This is a genomic window from Spirosoma agri (assembly GCF_010747415.1).
Lineage (GTDB): Bacteria > Bacteroidota > Bacteroidia > Cytophagales > Spirosomataceae > Spirosoma > Spirosoma agri.
This window is the reverse complement of sequence record NZ_JAAGNZ010000002.1, coordinates 630,884-650,253: the sequence shown is the minus strand read 5'-3', so window position 1 is coordinate 650,253 and position 19,370 is coordinate 630,884. Positions and strand designations below refer to the sequence as shown.

Annotated in this window: 13 protein-coding genes; 11 read left to right on the top strand and 2 right to left on the bottom strand. The window is 52.4% G+C overall.

Features of this window, described 5'->3' with window-relative positions:
- The first annotated feature begins 420 nt into the window (after positions 1-420).
- From sov to GK091_RS19380, 10 genes are all read left to right on the top strand, one after another.
- Positions 421-8,067 carry a T9SS outer membrane translocon Sov/SprA gene (gene sov, locus GK091_RS19425; RefSeq protein ID WP_164042915.1) on the top strand — a complete coding sequence of 2,549 codons (7,647 nt, stop codon included), beginning with the start codon at positions 421-423 and terminating at the stop codon, positions 8,065-8,067.
- Between the two features lie 144 nt (positions 8,068-8,211).
- The gene (locus tag GK091_RS19420) at positions 8,212-9,270 is read left to right on the top strand and encodes an aldo/keto reductase (RefSeq protein WP_164041546.1); all 1,059 of its coding nucleotides are present in this window, start codon (positions 8,212-8,214) and stop codon (positions 9,268-9,270) included.
- A gap of 74 nt (positions 9,271-9,344) precedes the next feature.
- The gene (gcvH, locus tag GK091_RS19415; RefSeq protein ID WP_164041545.1) at positions 9,345-9,728 is read left to right on the top strand and encodes a glycine cleavage system protein GcvH; all 384 of its coding nucleotides are present in this window, start codon (positions 9,345-9,347) and stop codon (positions 9,726-9,728) included.
- Positions 9,729-9,844: 116 nt separating this feature from the next.
- The gene (locus GK091_RS19410) at positions 9,845-11,149 is read left to right on the top strand and encodes a dihydroorotase (protein ID WP_164041544.1); all 1,305 of its coding nucleotides are present in this window, start codon (positions 9,845-9,847) and stop codon (positions 11,147-11,149) included.
- A complete protein-coding gene (locus GK091_RS19405) occupies positions 11,146-11,697 on the top strand; it encodes a DUF4199 domain-containing protein (protein ID WP_164041543.1) in 552 nt (183 codons plus the stop codon). The genes GK091_RS19410 and GK091_RS19405 overlap by 4 nt, the downstream gene beginning before the upstream one ends.
- Before the next feature lie 49 nt (positions 11,698-11,746).
- Positions 11,747-12,268 (top strand): DUF4199 domain-containing protein, encoded by a 522-nt coding sequence (locus tag GK091_RS19400; RefSeq protein ID WP_164041542.1) that lies wholly within the window; start codon positions 11,747-11,749, stop codon positions 12,266-12,268.
- A gap of 70 nt (positions 12,269-12,338) precedes the next feature.
- A complete protein-coding gene (gene gldF / locus GK091_RS19395) occupies positions 12,339-13,064 on the top strand; it encodes a gliding motility-associated ABC transporter permease subunit GldF (RefSeq protein ID WP_164041541.1) in 726 nt (241 codons plus the stop codon).
- Entirely contained in the window at positions 13,057-13,437 is a 381-nt protein-coding gene (locus GK091_RS19390) for a VanZ family protein (protein ID WP_212592987.1), read from the top strand. Before gldF ends, GK091_RS19390 begins: the two co-directional genes overlap by 8 nt.
- 68 nt (positions 13,438-13,505) lie before the next feature.
- Positions 13,506-14,402: a phosphogluconate dehydrogenase (NAD(+)-dependent, decarboxylating) gene (gnd, locus tag GK091_RS19385; protein ID WP_164041540.1), complete on the top strand. Its 897-nt coding sequence runs from the start codon at positions 13,506-13,508 to the stop codon at positions 14,400-14,402.
- Positions 14,403-14,617: 215 nt separating this feature from the next.
- Positions 14,618-15,685, top strand: a complete 1,068-nt coding sequence (locus GK091_RS19380; protein ID WP_164041539.1) for a fatty acid desaturase family protein — start codon at positions 14,618-14,620, stop codon at positions 15,683-15,685.
- A 51-nt stretch (positions 15,686-15,736) separates the two neighbouring features.
- On the opposite strand, the gene GK091_RS19375 is transcribed toward GK091_RS19380, so the two are convergent.
- A complete protein-coding gene (locus GK091_RS19375) occupies positions 15,737-16,624 on the bottom strand; it encodes a DNA/RNA non-specific endonuclease (protein ID WP_164041538.1) in 888 nt (295 codons plus the stop codon).
- A 109-nt stretch (positions 16,625-16,733) separates the two neighbouring features.
- Between GK091_RS19375 and GK091_RS19370 the strand changes: the two genes are divergently transcribed.
- Positions 16,734-18,782: a tetratricopeptide repeat protein gene (locus tag GK091_RS19370; RefSeq protein ID WP_246202323.1), complete on the top strand. Its 2,049-nt coding sequence runs from the start codon at positions 16,734-16,736 to the stop codon at positions 18,780-18,782.
- Positions 18,783-18,877: 95 nt separating this feature from the next.
- On the opposite strand, the gene GK091_RS19365 is transcribed toward GK091_RS19370, so the two are convergent.
- Positions 18,878-19,327, bottom strand: a complete 450-nt coding sequence (locus GK091_RS19365) for a DUF2846 domain-containing protein (protein WP_164041537.1) — start codon at positions 19,325-19,327, stop codon at positions 18,878-18,880.
- Positions 19,328-19,370: the final 43 nt, after the last annotated feature.

Sequence of the window (19,370 nt, the reverse complement as noted above, 5' to 3'; positions counted from 1 at the left end):
ATCGATAAATTTGTCGACAAACAGGTTTTCAGAAAGACGCTGAATAAAAACGAAGCCAGTATGTCGACTAGACGATAGGTTTGGCTATCATTGGTCAAAACTGCTCCCTCCGAGCAAGTCACTTTTTTAGCGTATGGTCCGGAAGTGGCTGAACGACAGATCGAAGATCATAAGAATAACGCAATCGGTGATGACGATATGTCGAAATAAAACATTTTACGTTTACTTAACTGCAAAGGAATTAAAGTAGTGTTAAAAAAGATTACTTTTACGATTCGCCGGGCTCTAACAACATCGTAGGTTTGTTTGTTTGGCCGCCTGTAAAAAATCTATCGCTTGATTAGACGATTGGCCCAATTTTGGCCGTTTAAGGAAAGGCGTCAGAATGCACTGCCACTACCGAACCTGAACGTATTGCTGATGGTGAACCCTTACCTTGTTCACAAATACATAATTAATACCTGTTTCCTGGCCGTAGGGAGATTTGCGCTTGCCCGAAACAGGACATTAATACCCTTGCTGTGGCTCCTACTGGGCACGGGTCTGGCCATTGCTCAGAACCAGCCTGCCGCGCCCACCCGCCGGGGAGCTGCGGGCCGTCGTCAGCAGGCAATACAGGATTCGGCCCGCGCTGAAGCCCGACGCCGTTCGACGATGCGGGCAGATTCGATCAAACAGGCTATTAAGGACCGGAATGACAGCATCCGTGCGGTACGCAGCGCCAATCGCCGGCCAACCGTCAACTGGCCTGACCGACGCGCTACACGTTTCTCCGAACGGCAATCGCGCTCTCCGTTTATCTTACGAGATCCGAAAGGCGTAGCAACCGATTTCCACCTTGATCCAGAAGGGCGGGTTGACATTTCGGAGCGGGTTCGCTCAGGCGTGTCGCTGTCCGGTGCGCCCATGCCGAACAACGTACAGGGGCGAACGAACAATACCGTACCCGGCAGCTCGACGGCTACGTTCCCGGATGCTGCGTCACCCAACACGACGCCACCGGGGACTATTTCACCCGGCATTCCGGTACCGGGTCTGGCCTTGCCGCCTTCGCAGTTTGGCATGCCCTACCGCCCGTCGGAATCTGTCCCGTATGCCACGTATAATCAGCTTCAGAACCAGCGCGTTGGACAGAATACATTGCGCGAGTACAGTGCCCGAAGCGAAGGACAAAGTGCGGTAACAGGCCGTGGTCTGATCCCGAAACTGGAACTCCCCCCCGTTATTGACCGACTCTTTGGCGGGAGCAACATCGACTTTAAACCCAACGGGTTCGTTACGCTCGACTTCGGTTATCTGTACCAGTTTATCGACAACCCGGTGCTACCCGTGCGCCAACGTCGGAATGGCAACTTCCTGTTCAATGAGCAGATTAGCATCAACTTTAACGGAAAGATCGGGGAAAAACTGGGCGTACTGGCCAATTTTGACACGAAAGCGAGTTTCAATTTCGAGAACGCACTGAAAGTAAACTACAAACCGGGTGGCGGCCTACCCGCTTTTGGCTCTGGGCAGGGTTTACCCAATTTACCATCGGTTCCAAACCTACCCGGTGTTCCGGGCGCAAGTGGTAGTTTACCCGGCTTTACCCCCCAGAACGAGAGTATCTTGCAGGGTTTGGAAGTCGGTAATATTAGCTGGGCCGTTAACAGCCAGTTGATTCCGGGTGTCCAGAATCTGTTCGGGATTAAGTCTCAGTTACGCTTCGGTAAGCTGAACGCAACGGTTGTGTTATCGCAGCAGCGCTCGCGCAAGAATGAGATCGTCCTGCGGGGTGGCACCTCGAACCGCCCTTTTGAGATTCGGGCCGACCAATACGACGAGAACCGCCACTTTTTCCTGTCTCAGTTTTTCCGCAACATCTACGAGCAATCGTTGCGGTCGCTGCCCCAGGTCACCTCAGGGGTGAACGTAACCCGAATCGAGGTGTATGTCACCAACCGGACCAACACGACGGAATCGCTTCGCAACATCGTTGGCTTTCAGGATTTGGGGGAAGGCAATCCCTACAACCAGACGAACCCGAATTTACAACCCTTTTCAACCAGCAGCCGGACGCCCGCGAGCAACACGGCAAACGGACTATACAGTAAACTTACCGCGAACACCAACGCGTTGTTCCGGCAGGTTGACCAGACATCGGATCAGCTAACCAGCGCCTTCGGTCTGGTGAAAGGAACGGATTACGACCTGCTGCGTGGGTCCAAACGGCTAACCGATCGTGAGTACAAACTACAGCCGGAACTGGGTTACATCTCGCTGGTAACACCCCTGCGTAATGATGAAATTCTGGCGGTTGCTTACGAGTACACCTATCAGGGCCGTCGTTACAAGGTCGGTGAACTGACCGAGGATTACCAGTCCCGCAAGGACGACGAGGTGCTGGTGCTGAAACTGCTGAAATCATCGACCATCCGCAACAACCTCCAGTTGCCTATGTGGAACCTGATGATGAAGAACATCTACTCGCTTAATTCGGCGCAGATCGTTCGTCAGGGTTTTCAGTTACGGATCATTTACAAAGACGACTTGACTGGGATCGACAACCCCAACCTTCAGGAAGGTCGTCTGACGCAAAACCGTCCGCTGGTGCAGCTATTTGGCATGGACCGGCTTAATCAGCAGCTGGACGCGCAACCCGATGGTAACTTCGACTTTGTGGAAAACATCACCGTAGACAGTCGATACGGCAAGGTTATTTTCCCGGTGCTGGAACCCTTCGGCTCTTATCTGGAACGACAGTTTGGGGCCGACGAGGATGCCTTAAAATCTAAATATGTCTTCAATCAGCTGTATCGAACGACGCTGGCCGACGCGCAGCAGCTGGCCGACCGGAACAAATTTTTCCTGAAAGGCTCCCTGCAATCGGGCAATGGTGTCGAAGTGCAGTTACCCTACGGCGTCAATGAGCAGTCGATCACGGTTACGGCGGGGGGCGTTCCGCTGTCGCCGGGCGGTGATTATGTGTTCGAAGCGCAAACGGGTCGGTTGCGGATCATCAACGAAAGTGTCAGCAATTCGGGTCGCGAAATTCGGATTGGTTACGAACAGCCGGATTTGTTCCAGAATCAGATCCGGTCGCTGATCGGTACGCACCTGGACTATGCCATCAACCGCGACTTCAGCCTGGGCTTCACGGCCATGCACATGAAGGAAACGCCCGCTGGGTACCTGACACGGGTGGCCATCGGCAACGAACCGGTCAACAATACCATTCTGGGTCTGAACGCTAACTTTCGCCGGGATGCGCCCGGCCTGACCCGGCTGCTGGACAAGCTGCCAATGATACAGACGAAAGAGCTGTCGACCGTTCAGGTAAGCGGTGAGGTAGCCCAACTGCTGCCCGGCACCAATCCCCGCGCCCGTAACGAGAGTTACCTGGACGACTTTGAGGCTGCCCGTACGATTTTCGATCTGACCCGCCAACCGACGCGCTGGCGGCTCGGCGCAACGCCCCAGCAGTTCCCCCAGGGCACATTCCAGAATCCGCTGGAATCGGCCTATAATCGGGCGCACATGTCGGTTTATTCCGTCGATCCGACGCTGTATACACCGGGTTCGCAGGGCGTTGTCTCGAACATCGACCCCGATGAGGTGAAAAAGAATGTCTACGAACGTTATTTCCTGCCGCAGGATCTGTTCCCCGGTCGGTCGGTTCGGCCCGTTCAGTTGCCCGAAAGTATTCTGGACGTGTCGTATTTCCCGTCAGAACGGGGTATGTACAACTACAACACGAGCCTTGACGCGAACGGTCGGTTGCTAAACCCTAAACGCAACTTTGGTGCCGTAACGCGGGCCATTGCATCGGACATCGATTTCGACAATGCCAACATCGAAAACCTTACGTTCTGGCTCATGGACCCGTTCGTGCAGGGCACTGCCGGGGTCGTTCGCGGGAGCAACGATCCGAACATACAAAACACCAACAACACTACGGGCGGAAAGCTGATCTTCAACATTGGCGATATTTCGGAAGATGTTATCAAAGACAGCCGGTACGAATTTGAGAATGGCTTCCCGGTCGATTCGACCGTCAGCTCCCGCAATCCCGGCACCGAACAAACCGCCTGGGGAAGGGCCCCTACGCAGCAGTTCGTGACGAACGCGTTCCAGAGTGGCGGTCGCGAGCGGCAGGATGTGGGACTGGATGGGCTGGGCAACGCAGCGGAACGAACCCGCTTCCAAAGTTACCTGAACTCGATTGGTACTACGGTCACCAACCCAACGGCGCTCTCGGCCATCCGGCAGGACCCCGCTAACGACGATTTCAAATTCTACCTCGGTGACGAAGCCGATCAGCAGCGCTATATCGTAGCGCGGTACAAGAACTACATGGGCATGGAAAACAACTCGCCCGAAAACACGTCTACAAACCAGTTCCTGACCCCCGCGTCAACAACATTGCCTGATATTGAAGACCTCAACATCGACAACACGATCAACGACACCGAGGCTTATTATGAATACGAACTTGATCTGCGTCCGGGTAAGCTGGAAGTCGGCCAGAACAAGTACATCATCGATAAGGTGACAGTTCCGTCCGAAGGCGCACCGGGTGGCGTGGTGACGTGGTATCAATTCCGGGTTCCGATCCGGGAACCAACGCGTAAAGTAGGCGGCATTAATGGGTTCAAATCCATGCGGTTTATCCGGATGTACATGACCGATTTCGCGGAACCGGTCGTGCTGCGGTTTGCCGAGCTGCAAATGGAAGCCAATCAGTACCGTAAGTACACGGGCGACCTCAACCAGCGCGGCTTACAGGAAGTACCAGAGCCCTACGATGCCCAGTTCACAGTATCTACAGTCAATATTGAAGAAAACAGCAGCCAGCAGGTATCGCAGGGGGGTGAGAAGTACATTTACACCGTTCCACCAGGTTACGTTCGTGACCGCGATTATACGCAGGTAAGCACCGTTGAACTGAACGAGCAGTCAATGCGGATGAGCGTTACGAACCTGCGTGACGGCGATTCGCGCGGTGCCTTCCGCAACACGAACATTGACCTGTTGTTCCGTGAGCGGCTTAAGATGTTCGTTCACATGCACAACCCCGACAAGGAAGACGGTCAGGTTTCGGCTTTCGTTCGGGTGGGAACCGACTATACGGACAACTATTATGAGATCGAGATTCCAAATCTGATCCATACGCCACCCAACCTGACGGGCGACGCAGCCAATGATGAAGGGTTGCGTTTACAGGTCTGGCCCGAAGCGAATAATCTGGACATTGCCCTGGCAGACCTGATCAATCTGAAAGCGAACCGAAACCGCCTGCTCACCCGCCGAACCTCGTTGCCTTACTCCGAGATGACGCCTGACGGACGTTACCGAATTACCGTTATCGGGAATCCGGACCTAAGCTCGGTGCAGTCAGTGATGATCGGGATGCGAAACCCCCGAATGGCGGGCGACGGCGAACGGTCCAAGTCCTTCACGATCTGGGTCGATGAGTTGCGGGCCTATGGCTACGACCAGCACGCGGGTATGGCGGCCATCGGGTTCGTGAACATGAAACTGGCTGATCTGGCAACGGTAACGGCATCGGGGCGACTGACAACGTTCGGTTTTGGTGGCGTACAGACGCGCATCGGCGACCGCGCTCGCGAAACGACATCGGAGTTTGGTGTCTCGTCGGCCATTTCGCTGGATAAGTTTTTACCGCAGAACTGGGGGTTCCGGATTCCGCTGTACGTCAATTACGACCACCGGAATGTCGATCCTCATTTCGATCCGCTCGATCCCGATACACCGCTGGAAACATCTCTTTCGACCCGGGCCGAAGGAGCCGAGCGCAACAACTACCGGCAACTTGTTCAGGATAATACCACCCGTCGGGGGTACAATTTCTCGAATGTGAGGAAGGTGAAGACGAATACCAACGCGAAATCACACTTCTACGATTTCGAGAACCTGTCGTTCACCTATGCCTACAACGACATGAAGCGGACCAACATCCTGACGCAGGAGTATCTGCAACAACAGACCCGGGGTGGCATTGCATACACGTACAGCGGTCAGCCGAAAACATTCGAACCGTTCCGCAACAAAGCATCGTTTGAGGCTCCGTACCTACGCTGGCTCAAGGATTTCAACATCACGCCCTTGCCAACCTTGGTGTCGATCCGGACCGATATGGACCGGAGTTTTATCAAAACGCAGCTTCGCTCGTCGGACCTGACAACGAATGGCATTGCCCCCCAGTACGAAAAATACTTCCTCTTCAACCGGTACTATGATCTGACCTGGAACCTGACGCGAAGCCTTGTCCTGACCTACAAAGCCCAGGCGAACGCCATCATCGATGAACCCGCCGGCGACATCAATACGCAGGCAAAGCGCGATTCGATCATCAACAGCATCAAGCACCTGGGTCGGATCAAAAATTTCGTGCAGGACATCCGGGCAACCTACCGCTTACCGCTTGACAAAATTCCGCTGCTCGACTGGATGTCGGCGGATGCGTTGTATGGTGTCGGGTATCAGTTCCAGGCCAACTCGTTTGGCGTGGCCGATTCGTCGGGAGTGCCGTTCGGGAACATCCTGCGCAATAATCGCGAACGGGGCATTACGGGCCGCGTCGACCTGATCCGGCTTTATAACAAGATTCGCTATTTGCGGTTTGCCAATACGCCCTCTCCGCTTCGCAAGAATTTTGCCCGGAACCCCGGCGACATCGAAGACATTGACCGGAGCGAAAGCCGGATTCTGAAGAATTTCACGCGGGCACTGCTAACCGTTCGGGGTATCAACTTCTCGTATACGGTGCAGGAATCCACCATTCTACCGGGCTTTCTGCCCACACCCCGCTTCTTTGGTCTGAGTCAGGAAAATGCGCCGGGGCTCGGGTTCGTGATGGGCGGACAGGATTATAGCATTGCGCAGCGAGCGGCTCAGAAAGGCTGGCTGTCGCCGAGTACGGTACAGAATACGGCGTTCCAGCAGACCCTTGCCAAAAATTTCAGTGCCCGAACCACGCTGGAACCGTTCAAGGATTTCAGGATGCAGGTCGAATGGCGGCTTACCCGCTCGGACGCCTACCAGGAATACTACCGGCCCGCTACGCAGGGCGGCCCGTTCGAAACCCAGTCACCGGTTCGGAACGGTCAGTTCAGTATGTCGTTCTGGTCATTCCGGACGGCGTTCATCGGACTGCGCAAAGACAACACGTCACCGATATTTGACCGGTTTGAAGAAAACCGGCAGTATTTCCTTGAGCGGCTGACAGCGCTTAACAAAGAGGGCGTTGGTCAATATACTAAAACGTCGCAGGATGTCCTAATTCCGGCATTCTTCGCGGCCTACAGCGGTCAGCCGAAAGAAAAAGCGCAGCTATCGCCGTTCTACAGTTTCCCACTACCTAACTGGCGAATCGACTACAACGGGCTGTCGGGGCTTGACTTTATCCGGAAAAAATTCAGCGCCTTCACCATCACGCACAGCTATAACTCGAACTACAGCGTCGGCAATTTTATCTCCAATCTGGAGTATGGAGCCGCGTATGTCAATCTGGCCGTTCAGAACTTTTCTCCTGCCGCCATCGTGAACCAACTGAATCAGTACGTGCCGGTCGTTGCGATGAGCACGATCACGATGTCGGAGAAGTTCGCGCCGATGCTGGGGGTGCAGTTCCAGACGAAGAATCGGGTCAGTGGTCGGTTGGAATATAACCAGAGTCGCGATATTGCACTAAGCCTGTCGAATTCACAGGTGGCTGAACTGAGTAACCGGGACCTCACCGCATCGGTTGGTTTTACGCGCCAGAACTTCCGGATTCCATTCCGTATCAATGGTGCTTACAAACGGCTGAAGAACGACCTGACGTTCTCCTGCAACGTCACCTTCCGCGATACCCGCTCGATTCAGCGCAAGCTGGATGCCGAGCAGATCATTACGGCCGGCAACGTGAACTTCCAGCTACGACCACAGGTTAGCTACATCGTCAATCGCCGGTTGAACCTGAATTTCTACTTCGACCGGACATTCAATGATCCGCTCGTGTCGAACTCATTCCGTCGGGCAACGACCGCCGGAGGTATTCAGGTCAAGTTCAATCTGGCCGAATAATGCTTCGTCTATTTTTATGTAACCTGGACTCTGGTCCGGATAACAGCCAATTGGATTGTTATCCGGACTAAAGTCCAGGCTACATAAAATCAACAATGCGGTTCGTTTGCAGGTTGACAGTAGTATACCTCAACTAAACGAACTATGAATTACAACTTTCTCGGAAATACCGGTGTACTGGTCTCCGAACTTTGCCTGGGCACCATGACTTTCGGCGGTGAAGGCTACTGGCAGGCCATTGGTGAACTCAAGCAGGATAGCGTTAATGAACTCATAAAGACGGCGGTTGATGAAGGCATTAACTTTATCGACACGGCCAATGTCTATTCATTCGGCCAGTCAGAAACCCTGCTGGGACAATCCATCAAGGATCTGGGGTTATCGCGCAACGATCTGGTCATTGCCACGAAAGTTCGCGGGCGGATGGGGGAAGGCAAAAATCAGGTCGGCTTGGGTCGCTTACAGATCATGCAACAGCTGGACGATAGCCTGAAACGACTCCAAATGGACCATGTCGACCTGTACCAGATCCACGGCTTCGATCCATCAACACCCTTGGAAGAAACCATGCGCGGGCTCGAAGACGTGGTTCGCAGTGGTAAAGTTCGCTACATCGGCTGCTCCAATCTGGCGGCCTGGCAGGTCATGAAAGCCAATGGCATTGCCGATAAATACGGCTGGAGCAAATTTGTTTCTACCCAGAATTACTACTCCATTGCGGGTCGCGATCTCGAAAATGAACTGGTTCCGATGGTGGAAGACCAACACATGGGCATTTTGCCGTGGAGCCCATTGGCGGGCGGTTTTTTATCCGGCAAGTACACCCGCGACAACAAGCCCGAGGACGGTTCGCGTCGCCTTAATTTTGATTTCCCGCCCGTTGATCAGGAGAAAGCATACGACATTATCGACGTCATGCAGCAGATCGCGGAAGAACACGGTGTCTCCGTCGCACGAATTGCGCTGGCATGGGTCTTGACCAAACCCGGCGTTACGAGCGTGATCATTGGGGCGAAAAACACCGATCAGCTTATCGACAATATCAAAGCTGCTGAACTTAGCCTGACGACTGAACAGCTGGAAAAACTCGACGAAATCAGCGCGAGGCCAAAACCGTATCCACAGTGGATGATCGAGCGGCAGGCCCGCGATCGATTAGCCCCGGCCAGTTTTTCGCCAACCCAGTCAGCAGTCACCAAATAACCTTGACTGATTTATACGTTTGCAAATCCGGCCTAGTCTACCGTATTTTGTAGGTATAAATCAATCACCCTGAAATGAATTTTCCCGCAGAACTGAGTTATACGCAGGATCACGAGTGGATTCGACTAGAAGCTGACGGCACAGCCGTGATCGGCATTACTGACTTCGCACAGCACGAACTGGGCGACATCGTGTACATCGACGTGGCCAGCATTGGGCAGTCGCTTGCCAAAGGCGACGTTTTTGGTTCGGTGGAAGCGGTCAAGACGGTGTCTGATCTTTTCTTACCCATTGAAGGCGAAGTACTTGAGCTAAATCCGGCCATTGAGAAATCGCCCGAACTACTCAACACCGACCCATACGGCGAAGGCTGGATCATCCGCATGAAGCCTGTCGATGCCAGTCAGAACGATGAGCTGCTGACAGCTGATGCCTACCAGGAATTGGTTGGTGCCTGATTCACTTTTTGACAAAACTTGAGAAGGCTCCGACAGGCTGATTGCCCGTGGAGCCTTTTTTTTACATCTATTTTACCCCATATCCTCCTCTTTCCAGACAAAAGAGGATGAAGGTTATGCAACTCTTACTCCGCTCCGCCCGTGTTGTTGATGCTGCTTCGTCGTTCGATGGGCAGGTATGTGATCTGTTGCTTGAAAACGGGTTGATCCGAAAAATCGGCACGAACCTGCCAGCCGCCGAGGGCGTTCGCGTTGTCGAAGCCGATAATCTGCACGTTTCGCCGGGTTGGGTTGATATGCGCGTATTGGCACAGGACCCCGGTTTTGAACACAAAGAAGACATTACAAGCGTGTGTCACGCAGCTCAGGTTGGTGGCTTTACGACTATCGTTCTTCTGCCGAACACGCAACCTGTCATTGATGCCAAAGGATCACTCGGGTATGTCCAACGCATGGCCGAAGGGCAACCGGTGAGTGTTCATGTGACAGCCGCGGTAACGAAAAAAGCCGCCGGAGAGGACTTTACGGAGATGCTTGATTTGCACCACGCCGGGGCTATCGCCTTCACGGACGGGCACCATCCCCTTCAGAATCCCGACCTGCTGCTCAAGACATTGCAATACCTGCAACCAATCAATGGATTGCTCATGAACCGGCCCGAAGAACAGCTGTTGACGCTTTTCGGGCAGATGCACGAAGGTATTCAGAGCACATTGCTCGGGTTGAAGGGGCTGCCCGCTCTGGCCGAAGAATTGATGATCGAGCGCGATCTGCGGTTACTCGATTACGTGCTGGGAACGAAGCCGATGGAGCGGAAAACGGAAAATCCTCCACTGCCCATTCTCCACTTTTCAACGATTTCGTCGGCTCGCTCGGTTGAGCTGATCCGGCAGGCGAAGGCGCAGGGAATGCCCGTCAGTTGTGATGTGGCCGCTCACCAGCTTGTCTTCGATGACTCGGCATTGGCCGGTTTCGACACCAATCTTAAAGTCAATCCTCCGTTCCGTTCCGTCGATGATGTAGCGGCTCTGTGGGCGGGTCTGGCCGATGACACGATCGATGCCATCGTATCGGATCATACGCCACAGGATGCTGAGAGCAAAAATCTGGAATTCGATCAGGCTGAGTTCGGCATCATCGGACTGGAAACACTTTTTGCCGCAGCGATAAGCTACAATCAGAATCTGTCACTGACTCAGCTGATAACCAAACTGACGATTCGCCCCCGTCAAATTCTGCGCTTGCCCGCCGTGACGATTGCCGAAGAACAACCCGCCAGTCTTACGCTGTTCGATCCAACGGCAAGCTGGGTCTACGACCGAACGGTCTCTAAATCAAAAAACTCGCCCTTTTTAGGCCAGACACTTACCGGACGTGTTATCGGGACGGTGCATCAAGGTCATTTCAACCATAGCGCATGAAAGCTATTACTGCTTACTTCAACCATCCACTGCTAAAGATTCCATTCCTATCCGGGCTAGCTACGGGTGTTTTGTGTTTCCTTTACTTTCTGGGGCTTTACGCGCTGGGGGTCCCTCCTCTGGGCAATATTCGGGTACTGGACTTTGGTATTCACATTATCATGATGGTGGCCGCCGTCTGGTATTACCGCAAATACATCGGGCACGGTATGCTGCACTTGTGGGAGGGCATCACGATTTGCTACGTGCTTAACACTATAGCCGCTCTTGTGACGGGATGGCTTGTCTATTTTTTCGTAACTCAGGTCAGTCCGGACGTATTTGCCGAGTATGTCGTTAACTCAAAAAAATTATTGCTGGAAGGTAAAAAGCAGTTGACGGATCAGTTTGGCCCGGAAACCTTCAACGAACAGTGGGCAAAGGTCAGCAACATGAAGCCCGGCGTACTGCTTCCCGACGAACTGACCAAGAAAACAGCCCTGGCCGTGTTACCCGTGCTTATCGTTTCGCTTATTTTCCGGAAGCAGGATTACAATGTTCTGGAATAGTCCGACAATCAATTTTTATCCAAACACCTATGCTAAACTCTATTCCAGTATGAACGAACAACTAACTCCTACCCGTGTCGCGTTGAAATGGGGTGCCTTCCTCGGGCTTTCCCTGATTCTGATCACCTCAGCCATGTACCTGACCGGACAGACCAGTAATATGTGGTTCAATGTACTGACGCTTGTTACTATGGTTGCCTGTCTGGCGCTGGCCATGCGTGAATACAAGGTGAGTACCGGTGGCTACATAGCCTTTGGCGAGGGTTTCGGCATGGGTGCCCTCCTGTCGGCGGTAGCGGGCCTGATCTCGGCGGCCTTCATTACTTTCTACAACGTCTTTATCGATCCAAGTATTCAGCAACGCGCCTTTGCGCAGGCCCGCGAACAGCTGGAAGAACAGGGAAAACTATCTGATGAGCAAATTGACCAGGCGCTCGAATTCTCACAGAAATTCCAGTCGCCGGGGTTTACGTTCATTGCCGGGGTGTTCGGTACGCTGATTATTGGGGCTCTGCTCTCCTTAATTATTGCCGCTGTTATACGTCGGGACAAGGCAAATCCGTTTGACTAAACAGGTAACGGGCGAAGTCAGTTTTCACGCAATTCAGCTACCTGACCACTATCTACTTTATTGACAATACGTGCTAGCCATTTTTCGTAAAGAAGTCAACCAGTTCTTCTCCTCGCCGATCGCCTACATCATCATGGCCGTGTTTCTAACGGCTATCGGACTGCTGTTGTGGGTCTTCCCCGATACAAGCCTGCTCGAAAACGGTTACGCGGATATGGGTACGTTTTTCAACCTAACTCCCTATGTCATGCTGTTTCTGGTGCCAGCTATTACGATGCGCTCCATTGCCGATGAGGTTCGTTCCGGCACACTCGAATGGCTCCTGACCAAGCCTGTCAGCCGGTGGGGTGTTGTGGGCGGAAAATTTCTGGCGAGCTGGCTACTGGTCATCGTCACGCTACTGCCCACGATTCTTTACTACGTTTCGCTCTATCAACTCGGTTCGCCGGTTGGTAATATCGACTCGGCCGGTGTTTTCGGTTCATATGCGGGGTTGGTTCTGTTGGGCGGGGTTTTTGTTGCTATTGGTTTATGGGCCTCGTCGCTTAATGACAACCAGGTTGTTGCTTTTGTCTTAGGCGTATTTTTCAGTTTTCTGCTCTACAGCGGTCTGAGCGCCCTTGCCGGGTTGTCTTTTTTTGGTAATCTATCCTACTACCTAGCCTATTTTGCGCTGGATGACCAGTACCAGGCGCTGGGCCGTGGACTCATCGACTCGCGCAACGTCATTTATCTGGTTAGTTTAATGGTGTTTTTTCTGCTGTTAACCGTAAACCGACTGAAAACAAATGCATAAGACGACTCGCACAGGTATAACGTACCTGACCCTCGCTCGTTGGGCGGCAATCGGCTGGATGGTCATTATTCTGATTGGCTGTCTGACACCGCATGATGAGATACCCGATGTGCTGACGGGTTGGGATGACAAATTTCAGCACCTCGCCATCTTTGCGGGCTTCGGATTTCTCTGGCGGGAAGCGGATTTTGAGGTGGTTCCCGTTCTGATCGCCGGGCTGCTTTTTGGGGGTTTGATCGAAATTCTTCAGTATGTATTACCAATTAACCGCAGTGGGGATTGGCTAGACCTCGCAGCCGACTTCGCGGGAACGATTGTGGGTGTGGTGCTGGCCCTTGTCTGGTCGCGACTCTATCCCGATCGTCGTTTTTAAATTCTATCGGCTAAGGGGCGGTCTTTCAAAAAAAATCGCCAATTTGACCGCTCAAATCATTGATCACTATGAACATTGGATTTATTGGCTTAGGCAAAATGGGGTTCAACCTCGTTAGTAACCTGGTTCGTCATGGCCATACAGTTGTTGGCTACGACATCAACGAAACACTGGTTGAAGCCATCAAAGCAGAAGGTGCTCAGGGTTTTACAACCCTACAGGACTTATATGACGCCCTGCCCGAAAAACGCGTCTTGTGGCTGATGATCCCGGCGGGTCCACTCATCGATAATGTTATTGAGCAATTACTGGCCGTTATGCACCCCGGCGACGTGGTTATCGATGGTGGTAACTCGCATTATCAGGATTCGCTGCGCAGACATGCTTATCTGAAAGAAAAAGGCATCGGCTTCCTCGACTGCGGAACCAGTGGCGGAATCAGCGGGGCCCTGAACGGTGCCTGTACGATGGTTGGCGGAGACGCGGATGTGATCGAACCGCTGCACGCCGTGTTTAACGACATTTCGGTCAAGGATGGTTATCTCTACACCGGTCCGGCAGGGAGTGGCCACTTTACTAAAATGGTGCACAACGGCATCGAATATGGTATGATGCAGTCCATTGCCGAAGGCTTTGAAGTATTGCAGAAAAGCCAGTTCCCGATAGATTACGAAGCTGTAGCCCGCATGTGGAGCCACGGTTCGGTTATTCGGGGCTGGTTGATGGAACTGACCGAAAGCGCCTTCAAAAAAGACGCGAATCTGGATGAGATTAAGGGCAGAATGTTCTCGTCGGGTGAGGGTAAATGGACGCTCGAAACGGCTCTTGACCTGGGTGTACCAACGCCCGTCATTGCGCTATCGCTCATTATGCGTTACCGTTCGTTACAGGACGATACCTTTACCGGTAAGGTCGTAGCGGCTCTTCGCAACGAGTTCGGCGGTCACGCTGTTGAGAAGAAATAGCCCCTACTTACTTACAGGGAAGGCAATTCAGTATCAATCAATAAGTTGCTTATCCACTTATTCTTCGTTCTTTTGTCTATTAAATCAGTAGTTCAGTCAATTTGACTTCTGTTTTTTTCGTTATACAGGCAAGCAGGGCGGTTTCGATTGTCGCACATCCAACAATCAAGACCGCCCTATTTTTATTTTTCAATCCTTTAACCACCGTACAGTATATGAAAGTGCTGGGCACCATTCACGACCCTACGTTTACGGGCCGGACCTACAGTCGGCTTGATCAGTTTTTCCTCAAGTACATCAAAGATGAACGCGACCTGCCCTTCGTCTACCTCACGATCCGCATTAGTTTGATTCTGATTCCTCTGAGCGCACTGCTGTTCATGCCGTTTGTGACGGGTTGGATGTGGTGGGCGGTAGCGATTGTTCATTTCTGCTTCAGCAATTTTGGCATAAAGGGACCTTTCGGGCTAATGTTACACTGCACGAGCCACCGGCAGTTTTTCAAATCTGAATACGACTGGATGAACAAGTATCTGCCCTGGATACTCGCTCCGTTTTTTGGTCATACGCCTGAAACCTACTACAGCCATCACATCGGTATGCACCATCCGGAGAATAATCTTGAGGATGACGATAGCAGTACGATGACTTTTCAACGCGATAGCGTTCGTGGTTTTCTCGCTTATTTTGGCCGCTTCTTCGTAGTAGGTGTGCGTAATATGCTGACTTACCTTCGCCAGAAGAACCGTTCCAAACTGGCGGTCCGCGCGCTGACCGGAGAAATCATTTTCGGCGTCGTTTGTGTGCTGTTAAGCTTCATCAGCCTGCCTGCTACGATAGCGGTCTTTATTTTCCCGCTGTTTATCTATCGGCTGATCGCTATGCTGGGCAACTGGACGCAGCATGCGTTTGTGGATAACGATGATCCGGGCAATGCCTACAAAAACAGCTTGACGTGCATCAATGTGAAGTACAACAAGAAGTGCTGGAATGACGGCTACCATATCAGCCACCACGTTCGACCCGCTATGCACTGGAGCGAACACCCGACGTTTTTCCTGAAAACGCTCGATAAATACGCCCAGAACAAAGCCATTATTTTCGATGGGCTGGATTTTGGTCAGGTCTTCTTCCTGCTGATGCGTAAACGATATGATATACTGGCAAGCCATATGGTCAACGTCAATAACACGTTCGCCAACGATGAGGAAGCCATCGCTTTACTGCGCCGACGCACCCGACGCATTCAGGCAGAGGCCCCGCTCGAAGTGGCTATGGCTTAAAATGAAAAAAGCGGACAAACGTCCGCTTTTTTCATTTCGAGAAAACTGACTTTAGCTGTTGCTGCCATCGATCCGGGCCTCAATGATACGCTGAATTTCAGTTGGCACGTTCGATAGGAAATCGTAGCCCGTCTGTTTTTCCAGCGCGTCGACGCTGATTATATAGGCCCGCCAGGGTTTGTCAGCAGCCGTTTGATTATTTGGAATACTGACGGTAATGACTCGGGTGTCGGTGGCGATGCGTTCGGCGTCGTTGGTCGAACCAGTCGGCAACACCACAATAACTTTCCAGAGCGTGGCCGGAACAGTTATTTTTCCGTTGGGAAGCGTCGTTGCGTATCCGTTCTGCCCGGTACCTCCCGTTCCGGAAGTTCCCGCAATAATGTAAACCTCGTTCCCGGTCGTGGTTAGTTGCCGTTCGTACTCCTCCAGGTTTTTCCAGACTTCACGATTATGACGCGGTGCCTGCGGTACGATGTTGGTCAACAGAAAGGTGGCCGAATTGTCTTCCGGCGAACCGTCGCGGTCGTCGGACGGACAAAGGTGACCCCGATCGAATCCCGAGTTGGTGTAGTCGGACGTCCGGGCGGCAAACCAACCGGCGGGCAGCGTTTGATCGGGTCGGAAATCATCTGTTCGGCGACTATCGCCCTTCCAGGCCGGGCTCAGGTGCCAGCTAACCCAGTTGGCGATACCCCGGCTGCGACTGTACGAAAGTACATAGGCCGATTTGGTGAGCAGATAATTTTCGGGATCGCTGACCGATGCTCCGCTTGGATTTCCAAGCGCAAGATTATCGTCACGCGAGGGCTCGGTGGACCCCCGACCCGTCGATTTTGGCGTTGCGTTTGGTATACAACCCGTAAGCAACGAAATCAGGCTAAGCCCGATCAGGATACTTTTAAATTGAGAATACACTTTTGTTGATTTTACTGACATTCTTACGGAACTTTACCACTAGGAAGAACTACCGTAACTCTACTTAGCCGCTATGGTTAGCTAAGTTATCACAAATTTGTCCATAAAATAAGACAAGCTATCTGCTAGTATGGCTAAAAAGAAACAACCTTCCGGGCCAGGCCAGGATAGACCCGGACCAGATCGGCCAAGTCGCCCGGTTGCGCCTAAATCCACACCTGTCTCTGCGACAAATCGACCAATACCCGTCCGGCCAACCGAATCTACTGTTCGCCCGCCCGTTCGATCAACCGCACCCAAGTCAGTCGATCCGCCTTCCATAACCGACCTGCACCTGCCCATTGCCGTACGTCCGGTTGTCTGGTGGCCACTGGCGGTGCTGGCTATTCTTGGCTTTGCGCTGTATGCGAATACTTTCGGCCATCAATACGCGCTGGATGACATTGCCGCCGTAAGCCAAAACCTGTTTGTAAAAAGAGGGCTGGCGGGTATTCCCGATCTGATGCGAACGGAATTCTGGCATTTCAGCAATATCTCGCTGGGTTATTACCGTCCCCTCTCGCTGATCACGTTTGCCATCGAGCAGGAATATTTCAAAGACAATCCGAATATCAGCCACATGATCAATGCCGGTCTGTACGCGCTGACGGGTCTGTCAATCGGGGCATTGCTTCAAAAATGGTTGCCCGGTCAAACGATCACGGCGTTTCTGATTGGGCTGGTCTTTATTGCTCATCCGCTTCACACCGAAATTGTTGCCAACATCAAGGGACGGGACGAAATTCTGAGCTTCCTGTTCATCTCCCTGATGCTGCTGGCCTACTGGCGCTACCTGGAAACGAAACAGTGGGGATGGATACTGGGAGCCTGTGTATCGCTTTATCTGGCCTTTTTGTCCAAAGAATCATCCATTGTCAGTCTGGGTCTCATTCCCGCCATGCAGTACTGGTTCGCACGGCGTAATGTCTGGCAATCGCTCATCAGTATGGGACCGTTTCTGATCGTAGCCGCCCTGTTTTTCTATCAGAAGAAGATGATGATCGGTACGCTGAGCGGTACGCCCCCCGTCGATTGGGCGAACTACCCATACGCCATCGAGAAGACGCAGAAATCGACCACGTTCAAGTTTCTGATCTACTACATTCGACTGTTAGCGTTTCCACACCCACTGGTATACGATTATTCGTACAACGTTATTCCATCGGGTGGCAAAGGCGATTTGCTGACGTGGGCAGGCTTCTTTGCCTTTGTCGGTATGATCTGGCTGACCTGGAAAGGCTTCGTTAAGCGGACGTTGTGGGGCTTTGGTTTGTTCTGGTTCTTCGTTACGATGGCACCGGGTCTTGGCTTCATCTGGCTCCGGGGTGGTATTTTCGCCGAACGGTTTGCCTATGCCGCCGTAATGGGCTTTGGCTTCGTTCTGGTCTGGGCTTTGCAGAAGTTACTGGTTAGAGATGCAACGGCTGGCAGTCCGGATGTGACACCGAAGCCCGTGCTGGCCCGTTACGCACCGCTGCTGGGCCTAATGGCGGTGGTGATCGGACTGTATTCATTCAAGACCATCGAACGCAATCCAGACTGGGAAAACAACTTTGTCCTTTTTAACTCCGCTCTCCCCTACGCACCCAACAGCTGCCAGGTGCAGCGACATGTTGCCAACGAATGGATCGAGAAAGGACTCAAGGATCGGAACAAAGCGGATTCTATTGCCAACGCAACGAATGCCATTAAACCCAAACCATCCGTCGAGCAGATCAAGAAAGCCCAGACGCTGATCGATACGAACATTGCTCACGCGAATATCCACGGACGCTGGGCGCTGGACCACTTGCAACAATCGACCCGGATCTACCCAAACTTCGGTGAAGCCTATTTCTCGATGGCGTATGTATTCCAGAAAATTACGCCGAACGTCGATTCAGCCAAGTACTACTACAAACAGACCATCCGGGCAGCCAACGCGTACGCACCAGCCTACAACAACCTGGGTGTCATTTATCAGGGCGAAGGCTTTGCCCAGAACAACCGGCAAAAACTGGAACTGGCCTCATATTATTACAATCGGTCGATGGTCGTGAATCCAGCTTATGTAGACGGTCAGAACAATCGGATGAATCTGATGAAAGCCAGCGGCATCGATACAAAATTCCTGCCCGATTCGATTTTGAATAAGTATTAGAGAATCATCAGGGGTAAATCTCTACCATACTAAAAAGGTCCGCCTAATGATTGGGCGGACCTTTTTCATGTGCCGAATGCCAGCAAGAACAGAACCTATTGTTTGTTCAACGCTTCCTGACAATTATCAATCGTCATGCCGTTCATATCGCGCTTGGCCGTGTTTTCAGTCACCTCCGACATGTCCAGGCGGGTCCGGGTGATACTCGATTTCACATCGCCTTTCACGTAGTATTTCTTGCCCGCTTCCGCGTCCAGCTCGAGCGCGGTTTCGCGTTTGAACACTTCGATACCACCCCGCTGCGCCGTTATGGACAGCTTGCCCGGTTTGGCTTTATACTCGATATATTTGTTGTTGCTCAGCTTACAGATTTTCTCACCGTTGACGTAAATACTGTAGTTCAGGGTCGAACCGAAGAACTGCCCACCCCGGTACACGTATACGGTCGCAAAATCGTCCGCCCGATCAACGCTTTTTTTGTCGCTTCGAAAAGCGGATGTGATCAGACCCAAACAAAGCAGGAAAAATAGCGAAAGTCTCTTCATGGCAAATGGGATCAAGGAGTACAGATTTTCTGGCTAAAATAAT